This is a genomic window from Pedobacter sp. W3I1 (genome assembly GCF_030816015.1).
Taxonomy (GTDB): domain Bacteria; phylum Bacteroidota; class Bacteroidia; order Sphingobacteriales; family Sphingobacteriaceae; genus Pedobacter.
This window is the reverse complement of sequence record NZ_JAUSXN010000001.1, coordinates 1,007,446-1,025,020: the sequence shown is the minus strand read 5'-3', so window position 1 is coordinate 1,025,020 and position 17,575 is coordinate 1,007,446. Positions and strand designations below refer to the sequence as shown.

Genomic DNA, 17,575 nt, shown 5'->3' with positions numbered 1-17,575 from the left:
TTTATGGAAAATAACGCAGAGATAAGTGCTTTAGTAAAATTGTTGGATGATCCTGACGAGGAAGTATTCCATCATGTAGAGAAGAAACTGCTTGAATATGGCGGCGAAGTGGTACATTTTTTAGAAAATGCCTGGGAACAGTCTTTTGATGGCTTGTTGCAGGAGCGAATTGAAAATATTGTTCATCAAATCCAATTTAAAACGGTTAAAGAAGATTTAAACTTATGGTATTTAAGTGGTGCTTTCGATTTACTACAGGGGGCATTAATTATTAACCGGTACCAATATCCCGATTTAGATGAGCAAAAAGTAATTAACCAGCTGGAAGAAATTAAAAGAGATATCTGGCTGGGCCTTCAACACGAAATGAGTTCGGTTGAAAAAGTAAAACTGATTAATCACGTTTTGTATCAACAGTATGGTTTTGGTGGCAATACAAAAAATCATCACGATCCTCAAAATTCTTATTTAAACCAGGTACTGGAAAGCAAAAAAGGCAACCAGATTTCACTGGCCATTATCTATTCTACCCTGGCACAGAAATTAGACATGCCTGTTTATGGGATCAATTTACCACAGCATTTTATTTTAGGTTATCTAGATGATAGTAAACAGGAAGGAACCGAATACGGCGTACTTTTCTACATCAATGCCTTTAACCGTGGTAATATTTTCGGCAAACATGATGTTGATCAGTTTCTGCGTCAGCTTAATTTAGAGGCCCTGCCCGAATACTATAGACCATGTAGCAATACCGATATTATCCGCCGTGTAATCAGAAACCTGATTTCGGCATACGAAAACGCCGGCGCAACAGAAAAAGTAGCCGAACTAACCGAATTACAAAATATTATTGCTGAAAAATAACCGTTTTAATTTTAGCCCGTGCATAAAAGAAATATCAATTACAACACCACCACATTCAGAGTTACCGCCTTCGTGATGCTGACGCTGCTATTAAGTTTCAATGTAAAAGCGCAAAAACATATAAAACCCAATGTAATTGCATACTATACCGGGCAAAATACAGTGATAGATAGCTTCCCAATTGAAAAACTGAGTCACCTGATCTATAGTTTTGGGCACTTAAAAGGCGATAGCATAAACATTAACTCGGCTAAAGATTCTGCGCTGATTACAAAGATGGTCAGTTTAAAAAAGCGTAATCCAGATTTAAAGGTGATGATTGCCATGGGTGGCTGGAGTGCCTGTAAAAACTGCTCTGAAGTATTTAGCAGGGTTGATGGCCGGAAAACATTTGCTAAAAGCACCAAAGAAATACTCGACTTTTTCCATGCCGATGGGATAGATATTGATTGGGAATATCCGGCAGTGGTAGGCTTCCCAAGCCATAGATATACGGTAGATGATAAACATAACTTCACTTTACTGATTAAAGAATTACGTAAAAAACTGGGTAAAAAAGCCGAAATCAGTTTTGCTGCAGGCGGTACAAAGAACTGTATTGATTCTTGTTTCGAATGGGATAAGGTAATGCCATTGGTAAACCGGGTTAATTTGATGAGCTACGATCTGGTTAGCGGTTATGCGGTTAAAAGTGGTCACCATTCACCTTTATATTCTACCGGCGAACAAGATTTATCGGGCGATTATGGCGTAAAAGCATTGATAAAATTAGGTGTACCTGCGCAAAAAATAGCATTGGGAGCCGCCTTTTATGCCCGTATTTTCGAAAACACGACAGATGCAAACCAGGGTTTATACCAGCCTACCAAATTTATCAGCGGCGTTTCTTTTAAGGATTTTAAAAAGCAGTTCACTACAGAAAATGGCTATACCTACTATTGGGACGAGACAGCCAAAGCCCCCTATTATTATAATCCTCAAATGAAGTACTTCGCCAGCTTTGATGATCCCAAATCAATTTCATTAAAAACCAAATATGTCATTGATCAAAAATTAAATGGCATCATGTTTTGGGAATTGACTGATGATGCTTATAGCAATGGCTTACTGGATGTGATTGACAAAACGATAAAAGAATTATAACGGACTACCAAAGGTTACCACCCAATAATTTTGTACCATACCTGCGCCTGCTTCTTTACTTTTAGCATCCATCATGGCTTTACAATGGCTTACACTATTTTTCCATGCTGTAATTACAAGATCGACCTCAGAATATCCCTTAGCTAAATTTTCCGCTCTAAAATCGCCTTTATAACCTGCGTTTAATGCCCGCTCAGCTGGAGTACCGCCATCTGGAGATAAATGATCAAAATAATTTTGTTGAGCCATATCTTTTGCATGGGCTATTGCAGCATTTTGCAATTGGTTATTTAAAGATAAATCGGGTACCGGGGCCATATATTCAGTACCGCAATTACATCCGCTTTGTCTCAACAGATTAATTTGGTTAATCAATAAACTAACATTGCTTTCTGGCTTCTTTATTTCATCCTTTTTGCATTGCATCAATAAAACGCAGAGCAATATACCAGCAAGCATGATCAGGTATTTTTTCATATTCTATTTACACTACAAATGGAGGCAGCCATTAAGCCACCTCCAAATTAAATATTTGTTTTTATAAATTAAAAAGCTCTTTCTCTGCCCAGATAAATATTTTTACCGGTGTAAAAAGTATTGCCAGACGGACCAGGAGAGCCGCTATCGCCTTCCATTTGCATGTTGATGATTAGCCACATGGGTTTGTTTACCGAATTACTCATGGTATGTTTGGCTACCCAAACGTTATCGATATAATAATGGCAATCTACATCTGTTGCGCTTACTTTGTTGTACCAGCATTTGTAATTATGGTACGAGCCTGCATTAGAAACTGCAGTGAGTTTATTCTCCCAGCCGCCATCATAAGTATTCTGCCAATTGGTATTACTGCCTTTAAATTCCATAATATCACTTTCAGGTGGCCATGAGTTTACCCCTGTAATCCAGAATGCGGGCCAGGTACCTCTGCTTGTAGGCACGGCGAAATCGCCAGAAATGGTATAACTGGGAAACTGATCGTTAATGAGCACCTGCTGTTTGGCGTGGCAGGCACCAGAGTTATACCATATCGCCACGTTAGTAAAACCGTTAGCCGTACTGTTTCCTGGTGATGAAGCCAGGCGCGTAGCTTTAATCGTTAACACGCTTCCACTTAACGAAATTTGATTATGGTTAGAAGAGCTGCCTACCATACGTGCAGATCCATTATGATCGGTACCCCAGGGATAATTATAATTCCATTGTGCCTCAAAATTAGTGTAATTGGCAAAAGAGGTTCCGTCAATCAATGTTTCCCAGGCCTTAACCTCGCCTTTTTCTGTTTTAACTTCTGCTATATCTTTTTTACAAGATAAAAGCGCTACAAACATGCATACCCATAGCATACATAATTTCATTTTTTCATTTCTCATTTTTTTTTATTTAGGTAAATATTTGGTTAGGGCACAAGCATCATTTCAATCTTTAAATTGACATGCTCGTAAACAAATGTAGACGACTTGTTACCAAAAAATAAGGGGCTAAATCGTAAAAAAAGAGTGGTAAAATGAGCGTTTACGCTCTGGTCACATAAATGTTTTGAAAATCATTTAAAAACAAAAGCCAGATCATGGAGCATGATCTGGCTTTTTCTATTTTTATACCTTTATTGTAAGTATTATTTAAATCGAATTTTTGTCTATTTACAATTATACACCAAATTAAAAATTGCAGAAGATTCATTTAATACTGTTCCGTCACTCAATTTCTGTGCACTTTTTACTGAAGTGTATATTGCGTTGCCTTTAGCATCAAATTTGTAACTGTAATCAGAAACCAGCTGAGCATTTAATTTTGCTGAACGTTGTATAGATTTTATGACCACATTTTTAGAATGTTTCCCGAAGTAACCGCCAGGCATATAATCAACAATTACTGAAATTGGATCAGAAGTCTCGTATGGATTAACGGCGAGTTGACTTGAGTATTCGTACGTGGTTGTTTCTACTTCCCCATCTTCAGTATAGGTAATTTTGCTTTGTATCAGGTTTCCATTCGAATAAGTAAGTTCGGCAGTAGAATTTAAACTCTTATCTAAATAACTCTTTACCACACTGAGGTAGCCGTCAGCATTATAAGCATAGGTTCTGGTTACCGGAATACTGACACCGTTTACATTAAAAAAATCGGAATTATAACTTGAAACAGCTTTTCCGCCAGATATGGTTAGCTCTGTTTTTTCTCCGTCAGGTAACACACCCGTAATTTTTGTTTCAGTATAAGTGTATATCCTGCTTTCGCCATCACTGGTAGCCTTAGTCAGTTTACCGGATGCGTCATAAACATAGTTAATAGAATACTGACCCAATATACCTAAGTCAGCATTTACTGTAGTAAGTTTACAGCCATTTCCATTAGGATCGGGTTTGGCATTCCAATTAATTTCTTTTTTACAACTTGCTATTGATATGATAGCAACAAAAGCTACCATAACATATTTAATTGTTTTTTGCATTAAAATTTCCGGTTAAGAGGTTAAAATATCAGCAAAGATATTAAAATTTCTCTTTTTTTTCATCCAGATAGCCAACAGGTTAAACCAGTCTACATCAGAAGTTTTGTTAATCAAACCAAAACCATGGCCACCCTTTTCATATAGGTAAATATCGGTATCTATCTTATTCTGCTTTAGTGCCTCATTCATTAATACACTGTTTTCGTAAGGCACCGTCTTATCGTCTTTAGCATGCACGAAGAAAGTTGGAGGCGTTTTTTTGTTTACATTTTTATTCGCAGAGAAATAATGTTTTAAACTATCCGCAGGATTTGGTCCCAACAAATTTTTCATGGTACCAGTGTGTACAGATTCTTCAAAACTGATTACAGGATAAATTAATGCAGCGAAATTTGGCATAAGATCTATCTTTTCAGGGTTTGAAATTTTAAGATCGTTATAATGGGCAACCAAAGTTGAGGCAAAATGCCCTCCGGCAGAAAAACCCATAATCCCGATCTTGTTGGTTTTAATTCTGTATTTTTTTGCATTTTTTCTAATCAGATAAATGGCTTGCTGTGCATCCTGTAAAGGACCATAGGTCTTATCAACCATAATCTGATCGCTCGGCAACCGGTACTTCAATACGAAAGCGGTAACCCCTATCGCATTAAATCTTTTGGCCACATCAATGCCTTCGTGGCTAAATGCCAAAGCACCATAACCTCCGCCCGGGCAAATGATTACAGCTGTTCCGTTGGCGATATTTCTAGGCGCTTCAAAAACCGTAAATGTTGGCACCGATACCTTGGTAATACTCAACGTACCATTTGCACGTACTTCTGTATTTTCTATATAATCAGCAGGAGTTGGCTTAGCGCCTGGAATTTCTCCCTGGTATAAGGGCACAATTTCCTGGGCATTTGCTGTGATGAAATAAAGAAGCATTATTGGTATTAAAAAAAATTTATTCATAACTATAAAGTACTCGGATTAACACATTTTAAGGATGTAACTTTAACAAAGTCTTTATCATTATCTGCTATAAGAGTAAGGTTATTTACCAAACAAGTTGCAGCTATTAATGCATCAGGCAGTTTTAAGTTGTACGTTTTTCTAACCCTAATCGTTTCAGCAATAATTCCATCCTGCAGGCCTAAAATAATTGAAATTGATACAAATTTTTGATATACAATAATATCATCTGGATTTGTTGGCTTCCATACCTGCAATTCTATTTCTGAAATAAACGACATCACAGATTCTACATCCACAATATCATCCATATATTTCAAACCTTTTGGAGAGAAGGTTCCATTTAAATATTTTATGGCTGCCGACGTATCAATTAAATATCTCTCTGCCATTCTCCACGCAAATCATTTAATTGTGCATCAATGGCTTTCGCATTCATCTGATTTTTAATTTGATTGCGAAGTTCAGAAGTTTTAATGTTTTTTTTAATCACTCGGATAAGATGCAATTCTTCCAATTCCTTCAAAAGTTTATACGCTTTTTGGTTGGTTAATTCTATGATCAATGTATCCATAATGGTTGAGATTAATAAAGCCCCGCTTCAGTCAAATATACAAAATTTACAATTAATTGAGCTGAAGGCTCAATTTAAAACTCCATTAAATAAGCTTTCAAGAAATCGTTTATATCGCCATTTAAAACGGCATCAGGATTTGAAGTTTGATAATTGGTACGGTGATCTTTTACTCTTCTATCATCGAGCACATAACTCCTGATCTGCGAGCCCCATTCAATTTTCTTTTTCGATCCCTCTACAAGTGCTGTTGCTTCATTACGCTTACGTTCTTCAATCTCGTACAATTGCGATTTAAGCAAACGGATTGCATTCTCCTTATTTTGCAGCTGCGATCGCGACTCCTGGTTTTTAATAATAATGCCCGATGGTTTGTGGTATAAACGCACAGCAGTTTCCACTTTGTTTACATTTTGTCCGCCTGCCCCACCAGCCCTGAATGTTTCGAATTCTATGTCAGCAGGGTTAATATCAATCTGTATGGTATCATCAACCAAGGGATAAACATAAACAGAAGCAAAAGAGGTATGCCTGCGGGCATTTGAATCGAAGGGAGAAATCCGAACTAAACGGTGTACACCATTTTCGCCTTTAAGATAACCGTAGGAGAAATCGCCATCAAATTGAAGTGTTACCGATTTTATACCTGCAACCTCCCCTTCCTGACTATCCTGTTCGGTAATTTTATAACCGTTCTTCTCACCCCACATCATATACATCCGCATCAACATATAAGCCCAGTCGCAGCTCTCCGTTCCACCAGCTCCGGCAGTAATCTGTAAAACGGCAGAAAGCTGGTCTTCTTTGCTACGAAGCATATTTTTAAGCTCCAGTTCTTCTACAGCAGTTTTTGCGACCTCGAACTGATCTTGGAGCTCAGCTTCTGAAGCGTCGCCCGATTGAAAAAATTCGAACATCACCGCTGCATCCTCAACCGCACTATTGGTTTGGTTAAAGCCATCCGTCCATTTTTTCTTTGAACTGATTTCGGCAAGAATTTTTTCTGCTTTTTTAGGGTCGTCCCAGAAATCGGGAGCCATTGTTAATTTTTCTTCTTCGCGGATAGCGTAAAGTAGCTCATCAACGTCAAAGATACCTCCTCAGCGACGTTACTCTGTCCCTTAAATCCTGAATATTTTCTTTGGTCATGGTAACAAATATAGGAAATCGCTTTGAGCATAGCGCATGGCGGAAAGCGATTTCAATTAAAAACTGTCCCCTTACTGCATATTAACCAAATTTATTTTCTTTAACCAATCAGGCATGATAACGAATGAACCAATGACTATTGAACTAATGAACCAACTCCTATTTCTTCATCGACATATAATCTAAAGTAAGATTGGAAAGTAATTTAACGCCCAATACGAAGCCGCTTTCATCAAGATAAAAATCGGGGGTATGGTGCGAAGGGGCTTTTAAAGGATCTTTACCTTTTGGCATCCCCCCTAAAAATACAAATAAGCCAGGTACCTTTTCCTGAAAGAAAGAAAAATCTTCTGCTCCTGTAACAGGTGGTTTTAATTTCACATGATCCTTACCTGCTGTAGTTTCCATACTGGGCAGCATTTTTTCGGTTAATGCAATATTGTTAAAGGTAACCGGATAATGATTACTGTAAGGGATTTTAACTTCTGCCGTAGCTCCACCTGCCTCGGCGGTTTTGGTTACAATGGTTTTGATCCTATCGATAAACATGGCCTCATCTTCCTTGCTAAAGTTACGTACCGTGCCCAACATTTCTACCTTTTCGGGAATAATGTTCGAACGTACACCGCCATTGATGGCTCCTATAGTAACCACGCCTGGATTTTCAGTCACATTTAAATTCCTACTTACTATGGTTTGCAAACTGTTAATAATCTGAGCAGAAACCACCACCGGATCGATACTGCTCCATGGGTAAGCCCCATGTGCCTGTCGGCCGGTAACCGTAATCTTCATATCGTTTACAGCAGCCATTGTTCCGCCCGGGCGATAAGTTACATCGCCAACTTCGGTTTGAGAATTGATATGCAAGCCGAAAATCACATCAACTTTAGGGTTTTCGAGCACGCCCTCTTTAATCATTAAAGCAGCTCCACCTTCATCGCCGGCAGGTACGCCTTCTTCAGCGGGTTGAAATATAAATTTCACCGTCCCTTGAATATCTTTTTGCATAGAAGCCAGCACTTCTGCTACGCCCATTAAAATAGCCACATGGCTATCATGACCACAGGCATGCATTACACCTACCTCTTGTCCGTTATATTGTGTTTTCACCTTTGAGGCAAATGGAACATCTACCCGCTCTGTAACAGGCAAACCATCCATATCGGCACGCAAGGCCACTACTGGCCCGGGTTTACCTCCTTTTAGCACACCAACCACTCCAGTTTTCGCTACACCTGTTTTTACTTGTATACCTAAAGACTCCAGGTGTTTTGCAATAATGCCAGCTGTTCTTACTTCAGTATTTCCCAATTCAGGATGTTCGTGAAAATCGCGTCTCCAGGCAATTACTTTTTGTTCGATAGCATCGGCTTTTTTCGAAACCAATGGTCTTAAATCTGACTTTTGGGCAAAAGAATTTAATGCCAGTAGCGAAAAACCGATCAGGAATATTTTCTTCATATGACTATTTAGTTTAGGTGCTCTAAGCTAAACAATTTTAGGGAGAGATGGAATTTGGTCTTAGCTGAACAGATAACAACAGTATTTCTGCAAGTATCGACGCTAAGGTTTCCAAAATGGATTTTAGAGTTGTCAACTTTAATGGCAGGTTTGCTATAAAAGTTGACAGCTCTTCTTAAGTATATATTTTTACGGGTAGATCAAAAGGACATGGATCCTAAAAATCAGTAAATGCTTAATTAAACATTCCCTTCAGTTTATCCATAATACCGCCACCACCGGTTTGGCCAGGTTGCGCCGCCTGTCCACCACCGTTAAACATCCCGATTACATCACTAACATCAAATTTACCGTCATCACCTCCCAAACTTCCCAAAACATCTTTGATGTTAAAAGCACTATCGTTCGGGTCATTTGTTTTTTGGGTAAACCTGGCAATCAGGCCCGGAATAATACTTGCTGCCAAAGACTTTGCCGTATCGGCATTAATGCCCAGGTCACTTAATTTATCCATAAAACTCCCCGTAGCCTGCTCAGCAACATGAGTACCTTCTGCTTTGTTACCGTTAAATATATCGGTTAATGCACCGATATTACCTGATGATACCTGATCTTTCAGCGTATCGAAAATAGAACCAGATGCAGCTTGGATTACGGCTTCATTGTGTTCATTCGGAATAGCTGTATTGTTTACAACACTTTCCTGTACGTTTTCACGCACCATATCATTTAAATTTTCTAACATAACGTAGAATTAAAGGTTAAAATAATTGATGAACCAACAGGGACGCTGTATTAAAGTTAATGTGTTTAATCGACATTAAAAATTCTTATTGATTTAGCACATTAAAAAGACCATTTTAAATTTTTGCTTTATTACTTTTACAAAAAAACAAAGATTATGTTACCTAAAGTAAATTTCACAGAAACTGAGGCCTATAAGTATTTAGCCGATCATTTCATAGATATCAATCAAAAAAGCATTAAAGATCTTTTTGCTGATGATGCAGATCGTTTCAATAAGTTTTCTGTTTTTTTTGAGGATATTCTGCTAGATTATAGCAAGAACCGTATCAGCGATGAAACATTTGCACTATTGATTCAATTGGCTCGTGAGTGTAAATTGGATGAAGCTATAAAATCGATGTACAATGGCGATAAGATAAATGAAACGGAAGACCGTTCGGTGCTTCATATTGCCTTACGTAATTTAAGCAATGCCCCAATTTTAGTTGATGGTAAAGATGTGATGCCTGAAGTAAATGCCGTACTGGCTAAAATGGAGAAATTTAGCAACAGCATCATCAGCGGCGAATGGAAAGGTTATACCGGCAAAGCCATAACTGATGTGGTAAATATTGGTATCGGTGGGTCAGACCTCGGTCCTGTAATGGTTACCGAAGCTTTAAAGCATTATAAAAACCACTTAAATATTCACTTTGTTTCGAATATTGATGGCACACACATCGCCGAAACATTAGCAGATTTGAATGCTGAGACAACATTATTCTTAGTTGCATCGAAAACTTTTACTACACAAGAAACCATGACGAATGCACACTCTGCCCGTACATGGTTTTTAGAAAAAGGTGGTAAAGAAAGTGATATTGCCAAACACTTTGCAGCATTATCTACCAATGCTAAAGACGTTTCTGCTTTTGGTATCGATACCGAAAACATGTTTGAGTTTTGGGATTGGGTTGGCGGTCGTTACTCCTTATGGAGCGCTATCGGCTTATCCATTTCATTAAGTATAGGCTTCGATAATTTTAAACAATTGTTAGCTGGCGCCCATGCAGCTGATAACCACTTTAAAACTGCCGAGTTTGAAAGTAACCTGCCTGTAATTTTAGGTTTGTTAGGCGTTTGGTATATCAATTTCTACAATGCAGAAACACAGGTTATTTTACCTTACGACCAATATATGCACCGTTTTGCTGCTTATTTCCAACAGGGAGATATGGAAAGTAATGGTAAACATGTTGATAGAAACGGCAATGAGGTTGATTATGAAACCGGACCGATTATCTGGGGTGAGCCTGGAACAAACGGCCAGCATGCCTTTTATCAGTTAATCCACCAGGGCACCAGAATTATTCCTGCTGATTTTATTGCGCCTGCACAGAGTTTAAATCCATTAGGTGATCACCATCCTATCCTATTGTCGAACTTTTTTGCGCAAACAGAAGCTTTGATGAACGGTAAAACCGAAGAAGAAGTAACAGCTGAGTTAAGGAAGGATGGTAAATCAGATTCAGAAATCGAAAAAATTGCTCCTTTTAAAGTATTTGAAGGCAATCGCCCAACAAACTCAATATTATTGAAAAAAGTAACACCATATACTTTAGGCAGCTTAGTAGCCATTTACGAACATAAAATATTTGTTCAGGGCATTATCTGGAACATCTTTAGTTTCGATCAGTGGGGAGTAGAACTTGGTAAACAATTAGCCAAAAAGATTCTTCCGGAGCTGGCAGGCAGCGAAAAAGTTTCAAGCCATGATAGTTCTACCAATGGCTTAATTAACCAATACAAGGCCTGGAGGTAAAATATATTTCAAAAAAAAGCGGGTTTAGTGCTCGCTTTTTTTGTTTTAATCCATATTTTAGACCGTCCTTAATATCTATTTCACTCAAGTGAAACCAAATTAACTTATTTAAGAAATCGTTACTTGCTTTTACCTTTGATTTCTATTCATTAAAAACAAATTATATGCTCATGAAAAAAAGAATTCTCTTTGCTTTGGCTATTTCTGGTCTGTGCTTAAGTGCTTCTGCCCAAAAAGTACAGTTTACGGAATTCGACCTGGACAATGGTCTCCACGTCATTCTACACGAAGACAAAACCGCTCCCGTTGTTGCCGTTTCGGTAATGTACCATGTTGGCTCTAAAGACGAAGAAACCCAGCGTACAGGCTTTGCTCACTTTTTTGAACACTTATTATTCGAAGGTTCGGATAATATCAAAAAAGGTGAATTTATGAAATTAGTGAGTAGTAATGGCGGACAGAACAATGCCAATACTTCTCAAGACCGTACTTTTTACTATGAAGTTTTTCCATCAAACCAATTGGAACTGGGTTTATGGCTGGAAAGCGAAAGAATGTTACACCCGGTAATTAATGAAAGCGGTGTAAAAACACAGAATGAAGTGGTAAAGGAAGAAAAACGTTTACGCATAGACAACTCACCATATGGAAAATTTACAGAGAAAATTTTCTCTCATTTGTTTGATGGTCACCCTTACCGCTGGCAACCTATCGGCTCCATGGAGCATTTAGATGCTGCAAAATTGAGTGAGTTTATCGCTTTCTTTAAAAAGTATTACGTACCCAACAATGCAGTTCTAACCATTGCCGGCGATTTAGATGTAGACAAAACAAAAGCTTTGGTAAAATCTTACTTCGCTGAAGTGCCTAAAGGTGCACCAATTGTTCGTCAGGAATTCAAATTACCCGAAATTACCAAAGAAATCATTGATACAGCCTACGATGCCAATATTCAGATCCCAGCTATTTTTGCCGCTTACCGTGTACCAGGCATGAAGAGCAGAGAGAGCAAGGTATTAGGTATGGTTAGCTCTATTTTATCAGAAGGAGGAAGTTCGAGATTAAGCACTAAAATGGTTGATCAAAAGAAAACAGCTCTACAGGTTGCTGCTTTTAACTATTCGCTTGAAGATTACGGTGCATATATTACACTTGCACTACCCAATAAGAATACTCCGCTTAACGATTTATTAAAAGATATTGATGAAGAAGTTTTACGCCTTCAAACAGATTTAATTAGTGAAAGCGATTATAAAAAGCTACAGAACAAGTTTGAAAACAATTATGTAAGTGCAAATAGCAAAATGCTTGGTGTTGCCGAAAACTTAGCTGATGGTTATACTTTCCATGATAAGGATACAAACGACATTAACAAGGAATTAGAAGTAATCAGATCCATTACCCGCGAGGAGATCAGAGATGTTGCTAAAAAATACCTGAACAAAAACCAAAGAGTTGTATTGTATTACTTACCTAAGAAATAAGCTGATCGCTTTTTCATTTTAATTATTAAAAACATGAAGAAATTATTCATTATAGCTGCAGTTTCCTTATTGGCTCAAGGTATTTCAGCACAAACAATAGATCGAAGCCATAAACCAAAACCAGGCCCTGCACCGATTATTACTGTTGGCGATCCTGTTATTTATAAATTAGCAAATGGCATAACTGTTTTGGTGGTAGAAAACCATAAACTACCTAAAGTATCAGCAAGTTACAGTATCGATGCAGGTCCTATTACCGAAGGTGCAAAAGCAGGCGTTGTTGGGTTGATGGGCAATATGCTGAACGAAGGAACCACAACGAAGACAAAGGCACAATTTGACGAGGCCGTAGATCAGTTAGGTGCCGATGTAAGTGCTGGTTCATATGGTGGTAGTGCTTCTGCTTTAACCCGTTATTTTCCTCAGGCATTTGCTTTAATGGCCGAGAGTATCCGTAAACCTGCTTTCCCGGCAGAATCTTTCGAAAAACTAAAATCGCAAACCATCACCGGATTAAAATCCAACGAGAAAAGTGCAAAAGCCATTTCAGCGCGTGTAGTAAATGCATTGGCTTATGGCAAAAACCATCCTTATGGAGAGTTTGAAACGGAGGCTTCTATAACAGGCATCACTTTAGACGATGTAAAAGCAGCTTATAAGAAATACATTACCCCATCAAGAGGTTACTTAACTTTTGTAGGCGATATTAAACCGGAAGCGGCAAAAGCTTTGGCAGAGAAAGCCTTTGGCGATTGGAAAGGAACTGCATTAACTTTACCAGTACTTACTAAAGTTACTAATCCTGCCAAAACAGAAGTAGACATTATCAATGTAAGTAATGCAGTTCAATCTGAAATTACGGTTGTTAACTTAATCGACTTACCGATGAGCAGCCCTGATTATTTCCCGATTTTATTGGCGAACCAAATCTTAGGTGGAGGCTCTGAATCTAGATTATTTGACAACCTTCGAGAGAAACATGGCTTTACTTATGGTGCATACTCAAGCACAGGTTCTGGTCGTTTCCAATCTAAATTTTCGGCTAATGCTGCTGTTAGAAACGAGAAAGTTGATAGTGCAGTGGTCGAGTTCTTAAAAGAAATTAACACTATCCGCACGATAAAGGTTACTGCTGATGAATTACAGAATGCGAAAAATCTTTTTAACGGATCGTTTGCACTGGGCTTAGAAAATCCGGCACGTACTGCAGGCTTCGCTAGTAATATCTTAATTAATAATTTACCAAAGGATTTTTACCGCACTTATTTACAAAAGATTAATGCCGTAACTACCGATGATATTTTAAGGGTAACCAAAAAGTATTATAATCATGATAATACACGAGTAGTTATTGTGGGTAAAACTGATGCATTTGCTGTTGGTTTATTCAAAGCAGGTTTTAAACCACGGGTTTTCGACAACTATGCAAATCCGGTTCAAGAAAATGAAGTAACACTCTCTCCCCCTCCTCCCGTACCAGCACAAATTATCAGCAACTACATCAAAGCAATCGGTGGTGCAGAAGCAATTAAAAAACTTACTTCTTTACAGCAAAATGGAGAGATGGAAATGCAAGGTCAAAAATTAACGGTTACCATTAAAAACATGGCACCTAACTTAAGCAGCATGGAAATTTCTATGGGGGGCCAAACTGCAATGAAACAGGTTTACAATGGTAAAACAGGTTATGCGATGCAGATGGGGCAAAAAGCTGAATTAACTGGCGATGACCTGGCTGAAAAGAAAGATGATAAAGGTTATGGCGGTCAACTGTACTATGCAACTGATGGGACTAAAATTGAATCAGCAGGAACGGCAAAAGTTGGTACTGCTGATGCATTTAAATTAAATATCACTTCTCCTTCAGGCAAAAAGAAAACTGAATATTACGACACCAAATCAGGCTTACTTTTAAAAGACGAAAGCACCACTACCAAAGGTGGAGTTGAAATTAATCAATCTACGGAATATTCAAACTACAAAAAAGTTGGCGATGTATTATTTCCGTTTACTTTAACTCAATCGGTGGTAACCCCACAAGGTTCTCAGGAATTTTCAGTTGTAATTAAAGACATTAAAGTCAATCCGCCATTAAAAGCCGAAGATTTTAACTAGGTTTTAGCTATAATTTATCTCGAAAGCCGTTCCGATGTAAAATCGGGACGGCTTTTTTTTGTGTTTTTTTTTATTGCAGGCAACCAATGCTAAGAAAGCTACGTAACCATTAAGATTTCAACAGGAATCCGATTAAAACCCGGGCTGGACTCAAAAAACAGTGAAGATTTTTAACTAAACAGAACATAAACTTTAAACTACAGAGGCATGACAGCAAAAAAACAAGTTATCGCAATTCTATTTGCTGCATTTCTAATCATGTTATGCATATCGGTAAAAGCAAAAAACAATTCGGCCATCGCCGCAAAAATTTCAATTGCCCTGCACAGCAATCGAATATGAGGATCTAGAAATGAATCTATCACCAATTTTAATCTTAATTAAATATCTATGAAAAAACAAAATTCAATCTTTTTATTAGCCGCAATTACTGCCATGCTTTTTGCCTGCTCTAAAAAACAAGCAGAAGAATTAAAGCCTGCTGGTCCTACCCCGGTAAGCACTGCCAATGTAACCTACACAAATTTTGCCGGAGCACTGTTTCAAACCAAATGTAACAGCTGCCATGGTCCTAATGGGGGCATTAAAGTGGTATGGGCATTAAATGGCTTGGCTTCTATAAAAAATGATGCACGTGTAGCTAATTCAGTTTTGGTTACTAAAACTATGCCTAAAGGCGGGTCTTTAACCGCAAGCGAAAGAGAATTATTACAAGCTTGGGTGGATAAAGGTATGCCAGAATAAATAAGGATTAACGCCAAATCAAGAGGATTCCATTAAAAAATTTAAATAAATACACCGATGCAAAAACTACTTTTCACCTTAATAGCCTTGTTATTATGCACAGGTATAAAAGCGCAGATATGGGTAAGTAAAAATGTAACTTCTTCATTTTTCTCTTCAACACCTGTTGAAGATATCGATGCTTTGAGTAAAACAGGGGCTTCGGCCGTCAATATCAAAACCAACGACATCATTTTCAAAATCAACAATACCTCTTTTCAATTTAAGAAGAAGTTGATGCAGGAACATTTTAACGAAAACTATATTGAAAGCGATAAATACCCAACCTCAGACTTTAAAGGAAAAATTATAGAACAAATTGATTTTTCGAAACCAGGCACTTATCCAATCACCATAAAAGGGAACCTGCAAATCCATGGGGTTACCAAAGAATATCAGGTCAAAGGTTCGCTGGTGATTACAGCTGATGAGGTAAAGGCTACTTCAAACTTTAATGTAAAACTTGTCGATCATAATATTAAAGTTCCAACAATTGTTTTCAAACAAATTGCCGAAACCATACAGGTAAAAATGACGGCTACTTATCAACCTAAAAAATAAAATTTTATGAAATATCATCTGAAATCTCTTATATACCTATTTATTATTGGCTTACCAACTTTGGCTTTTGCCCAAGATTCACTTGAAAATGCGCTGAAAATGCCCATCGAAAAGAAAAATGTGCGGGCTACTTTTAAGGCCACTAAACTCATTAACATACAAACCAATGAAACCATTTACAAAAATGAGATGGATTTCAGGGTAGATCACCGGTTTGGAGATATTGCCGGATCTGGTGGCGGGATTAAGAACTTTTTTGGCCTGGATCAATCAACCGATATCCGTATTGGCTTTGAATATGGAATCAGCGACAAACTTTCTGTAGGTATAGCCAGGGCAAAGGGCGCTGGAGTAGTCACGCAATTATACGAAGGGAACTTAAAATATCGGTTGCTGGAACAAACCGATGATGAAAAAATACCCGTAGCAGTAACATTGTTTGGCAGTACAACCATTGCAGCCGTAAAAGCTTCAACCGATCCAACAACGGTGAATGCTTACAGCGAATTTCAGGACCGTTTGACCTATGTGGTGCAAGCTGTAATTGCCCGTAAATTTAATTCGAACTTCTCCATGCTGGTAATGCCATCATACATACACCGCAACTTTACTGTTTTTGGAGATCAGAACGATATGCTTGCACTGTCGGTTGGTGGGCGTATTAAGATCACTAAACGGATGGCTTTTGTTGCCGATTATACTATTCCATTCAGAGATAAAGATAAAAAAGCCTACCTCGAAAGCACATTGGGAACACAATATTACAAGACACTTGGTGCGGGACTGGAGTTTGAAACTGGTGGACACATTTTCCATCTCAACTTTACCAACGCCACGGCCATTCAGGAATCGCAATTTATTACCGATACTAATACTTCCTGGCTTAAGGGACAATACCGCTGGGGTTTTAGTATTGCCAGAAGGTTCTCCTTTGATAAGAAGAAAGCAAAATAGATCAAATTCAACCAAAAATAAAAACTAAACAATTATGGAACGTAATGAATTTATCAAATCATTGGGACTGGGTGTTGCCATGGTTTGCACCGGAGCTTGTTTTTCTGCTTGCGGTAAAAAAAGTGATTCACCAGAACCAAGCAAGCCAAATGGTGGTGGTGTTCCTTCTGGTACGACTGCAAGTGTAGATCTGGCTACGCAATTACTAAGCGTTGGCGCATCTATCACTGTAAACAGCATATTGTTGATCCGTACTGCAGCGGGGAATACCAGCACCTCATTTGTGGCTACACAAGCTGTTTGCCCACACCAGGGTGGTGCATTAAGTTTTATCCAGGCCAGCAATTACATTCAATGTGGCTTACATAGTTCGAGGTATACCACTTCGGGCAGCATTTTAGCACAACCAAATGATGGTGGCACCACCAGTGCGTTAAAAGTTTATCCGCTTACTGTTTCAGGAAATACACTGACTGCTACAGCATAATTTTTTGTTTTTAAGGGTAAAGCAGTATCGTAATTGG

General features: G+C 38.2%; 18 protein-coding genes. 9 read left to right on the top strand and 9 right to left on the bottom strand.

The genetic code is table 11. The features are described from left to right. Positions 1 to 3: 3 nt before the first annotated feature. Both QF042_RS04530 and QF042_RS04525 read left to right on the top strand, forming a co-directional pair. Positions 4 to 867, top strand: coding sequence for a transglutaminase-like domain-containing protein (locus QF042_RS04530; protein ID WP_307525776.1), 864 nt, complete (start codon positions 4 to 6; stop codon positions 865 to 867). An 18-nt stretch (positions 868 to 885) separates the two neighbouring features. Further along, complete coding sequence (locus tag QF042_RS04525; RefSeq protein ID WP_307525773.1) at positions 886 to 2,010, top strand: glycoside hydrolase family 18 protein; 1,125 nt, start codon at positions 886 to 888, stop codon at positions 2,008 to 2,010. On the opposite strand, the gene QF042_RS04520 is transcribed toward QF042_RS04525, so the two are convergent. The 9 genes from QF042_RS04520 to QF042_RS04480 all read right to left on the bottom strand — a co-directional run bounded on the left by QF042_RS04520 (position 2,005) and on the right by QF042_RS04480 (position 9,351). Then, on the bottom strand, positions 2,005 to 2,487 hold the full coding sequence (locus QF042_RS04520) for a CAP domain-containing protein (RefSeq protein WP_307525771.1): 483 nt from the start codon (positions 2,485 to 2,487) through the stop codon (positions 2,005 to 2,007). The two genes, QF042_RS04525 and QF042_RS04520, sit on opposite strands and share 6 nt — an antisense overlap. Positions 2,488 to 2,555: 68 nt before the next feature. Beyond that, the gene (locus QF042_RS04515; RefSeq protein WP_307525769.1) at positions 2,556 to 3,383 is read right to left on the bottom strand and encodes a glycoside hydrolase; all 828 of its coding nucleotides are present in this window, start codon (positions 3,381 to 3,383) and stop codon (positions 2,556 to 2,558) included. Positions 3,384 to 3,649: 266 nt separating this feature from the next. Continuing rightward, positions 3,650 to 4,465 carry a hypothetical protein gene (locus QF042_RS04510; RefSeq protein WP_307525768.1) on the bottom strand — a complete coding sequence of 272 codons (816 nt, stop codon included), beginning with the start codon at positions 4,463 to 4,465 and terminating at the stop codon, positions 3,650 to 3,652. A gap of 12 nt (positions 4,466 to 4,477) precedes the next feature. After that, on the bottom strand, positions 4,478 to 5,392 hold the full coding sequence (locus QF042_RS04505; RefSeq protein ID WP_307525766.1) for an alpha/beta hydrolase: 915 nt from the start codon (positions 5,390 to 5,392) through the stop codon (positions 4,478 to 4,480). A gap of 29 nt (positions 5,393 to 5,421) precedes the next feature. Next, positions 5,422 to 5,811, bottom strand: a complete 390-nt coding sequence (locus QF042_RS04500; RefSeq protein WP_307525764.1) for a type II toxin-antitoxin system VapC family toxin — start codon at positions 5,809 to 5,811, stop codon at positions 5,422 to 5,424. Beyond that, complete coding sequence (locus QF042_RS04495; RefSeq protein ID WP_307525761.1) at positions 5,793 to 5,993, bottom strand: hypothetical protein; 201 nt, start codon at positions 5,991 to 5,993, stop codon at positions 5,793 to 5,795. The genes QF042_RS04500 and QF042_RS04495 overlap by 19 nt, the downstream gene beginning before the upstream one ends. A 74-nt stretch (positions 5,994 to 6,067) precedes the next feature. Continuing rightward, positions 6,068 to 7,142, bottom strand: a protein-coding gene (prfB, locus tag QF042_RS04490; RefSeq protein WP_307525759.1) for a peptide chain release factor 2 whose coding sequence is annotated in 2 segments (ribosomal slippage) — positions 6,068 to 7,081 and positions 7,083 to 7,142 — 1,074 coding nt in all. Because the reading frame shifts where the segments join, the coding sequence is not laid out codon by codon here. A gap of 159 nt (positions 7,143 to 7,301) precedes the next feature. Further along, entirely contained in the window at positions 7,302 to 8,606 is a 1,305-nt protein-coding gene (locus tag QF042_RS04485) for an amidohydrolase (RefSeq protein WP_307525757.1), read from the bottom strand. Positions 8,607 to 8,841: 235 nt separating this feature from the next. Beyond that, positions 8,842 to 9,351 (bottom strand): hypothetical protein, encoded by a 510-nt coding sequence (locus QF042_RS04480; protein ID WP_307525755.1) that lies wholly within the window; start codon positions 9,349 to 9,351, stop codon positions 8,842 to 8,844. A gap of 156 nt (positions 9,352 to 9,507) precedes the next feature. Between QF042_RS04480 and pgi the strand changes: the two genes are divergently transcribed. The 7 genes from pgi (at position 9,508) to QF042_RS04445 (ending at position 17,538) form a co-directional block, all read left to right on the top strand. Beyond that, a complete protein-coding gene (gene pgi, locus QF042_RS04475; RefSeq protein WP_307525747.1) occupies positions 9,508 to 11,154 on the top strand; it encodes a glucose-6-phosphate isomerase in 1,647 nt (548 codons plus the stop codon). A 170-nt stretch (positions 11,155 to 11,324) separates the two neighbouring features. Next, positions 11,325 to 12,638 (top strand): pitrilysin family protein, encoded by a 1,314-nt coding sequence (locus QF042_RS04470; protein WP_307525746.1) that lies wholly within the window; start codon positions 11,325 to 11,327, stop codon positions 12,636 to 12,638. A gap of 33 nt (positions 12,639 to 12,671) precedes the next feature. Continuing rightward, positions 12,672 to 14,753, top strand: coding sequence for an insulinase family protein (locus QF042_RS04465; protein WP_307525744.1), 2,082 nt, complete (start codon positions 12,672 to 12,674; stop codon positions 14,751 to 14,753). Between the two features lie 390 nt (positions 14,754 to 15,143). After that, entirely contained in the window at positions 15,144 to 15,497 is a 354-nt protein-coding gene (locus QF042_RS04460; protein WP_307525742.1) for a hypothetical protein, read from the top strand. A 57-nt stretch (positions 15,498 to 15,554) separates the two neighbouring features. Further along, positions 15,555 to 16,097 carry a YceI family protein gene (locus QF042_RS04455; protein ID WP_307525740.1) on the top strand — a complete coding sequence of 181 codons (543 nt, stop codon included), beginning with the start codon at positions 15,555 to 15,557 and terminating at the stop codon, positions 16,095 to 16,097. 6 nt (positions 16,098 to 16,103) lie between these two features. After that, positions 16,104 to 17,051 (top strand): DUF5777 family beta-barrel protein, encoded by a 948-nt coding sequence (locus QF042_RS04450; RefSeq protein ID WP_307525739.1) that lies wholly within the window; start codon positions 16,104 to 16,106, stop codon positions 17,049 to 17,051. Between the two features lie 34 nt (positions 17,052 to 17,085). Continuing rightward, positions 17,086 to 17,538 (top strand): ubiquinol-cytochrome c reductase iron-sulfur subunit, encoded by a 453-nt coding sequence (locus QF042_RS04445; protein WP_307525737.1) that lies wholly within the window; start codon positions 17,086 to 17,088, stop codon positions 17,536 to 17,538. The last annotated feature ends 37 nt before the right edge of the window (positions 17,539 to 17,575 follow it).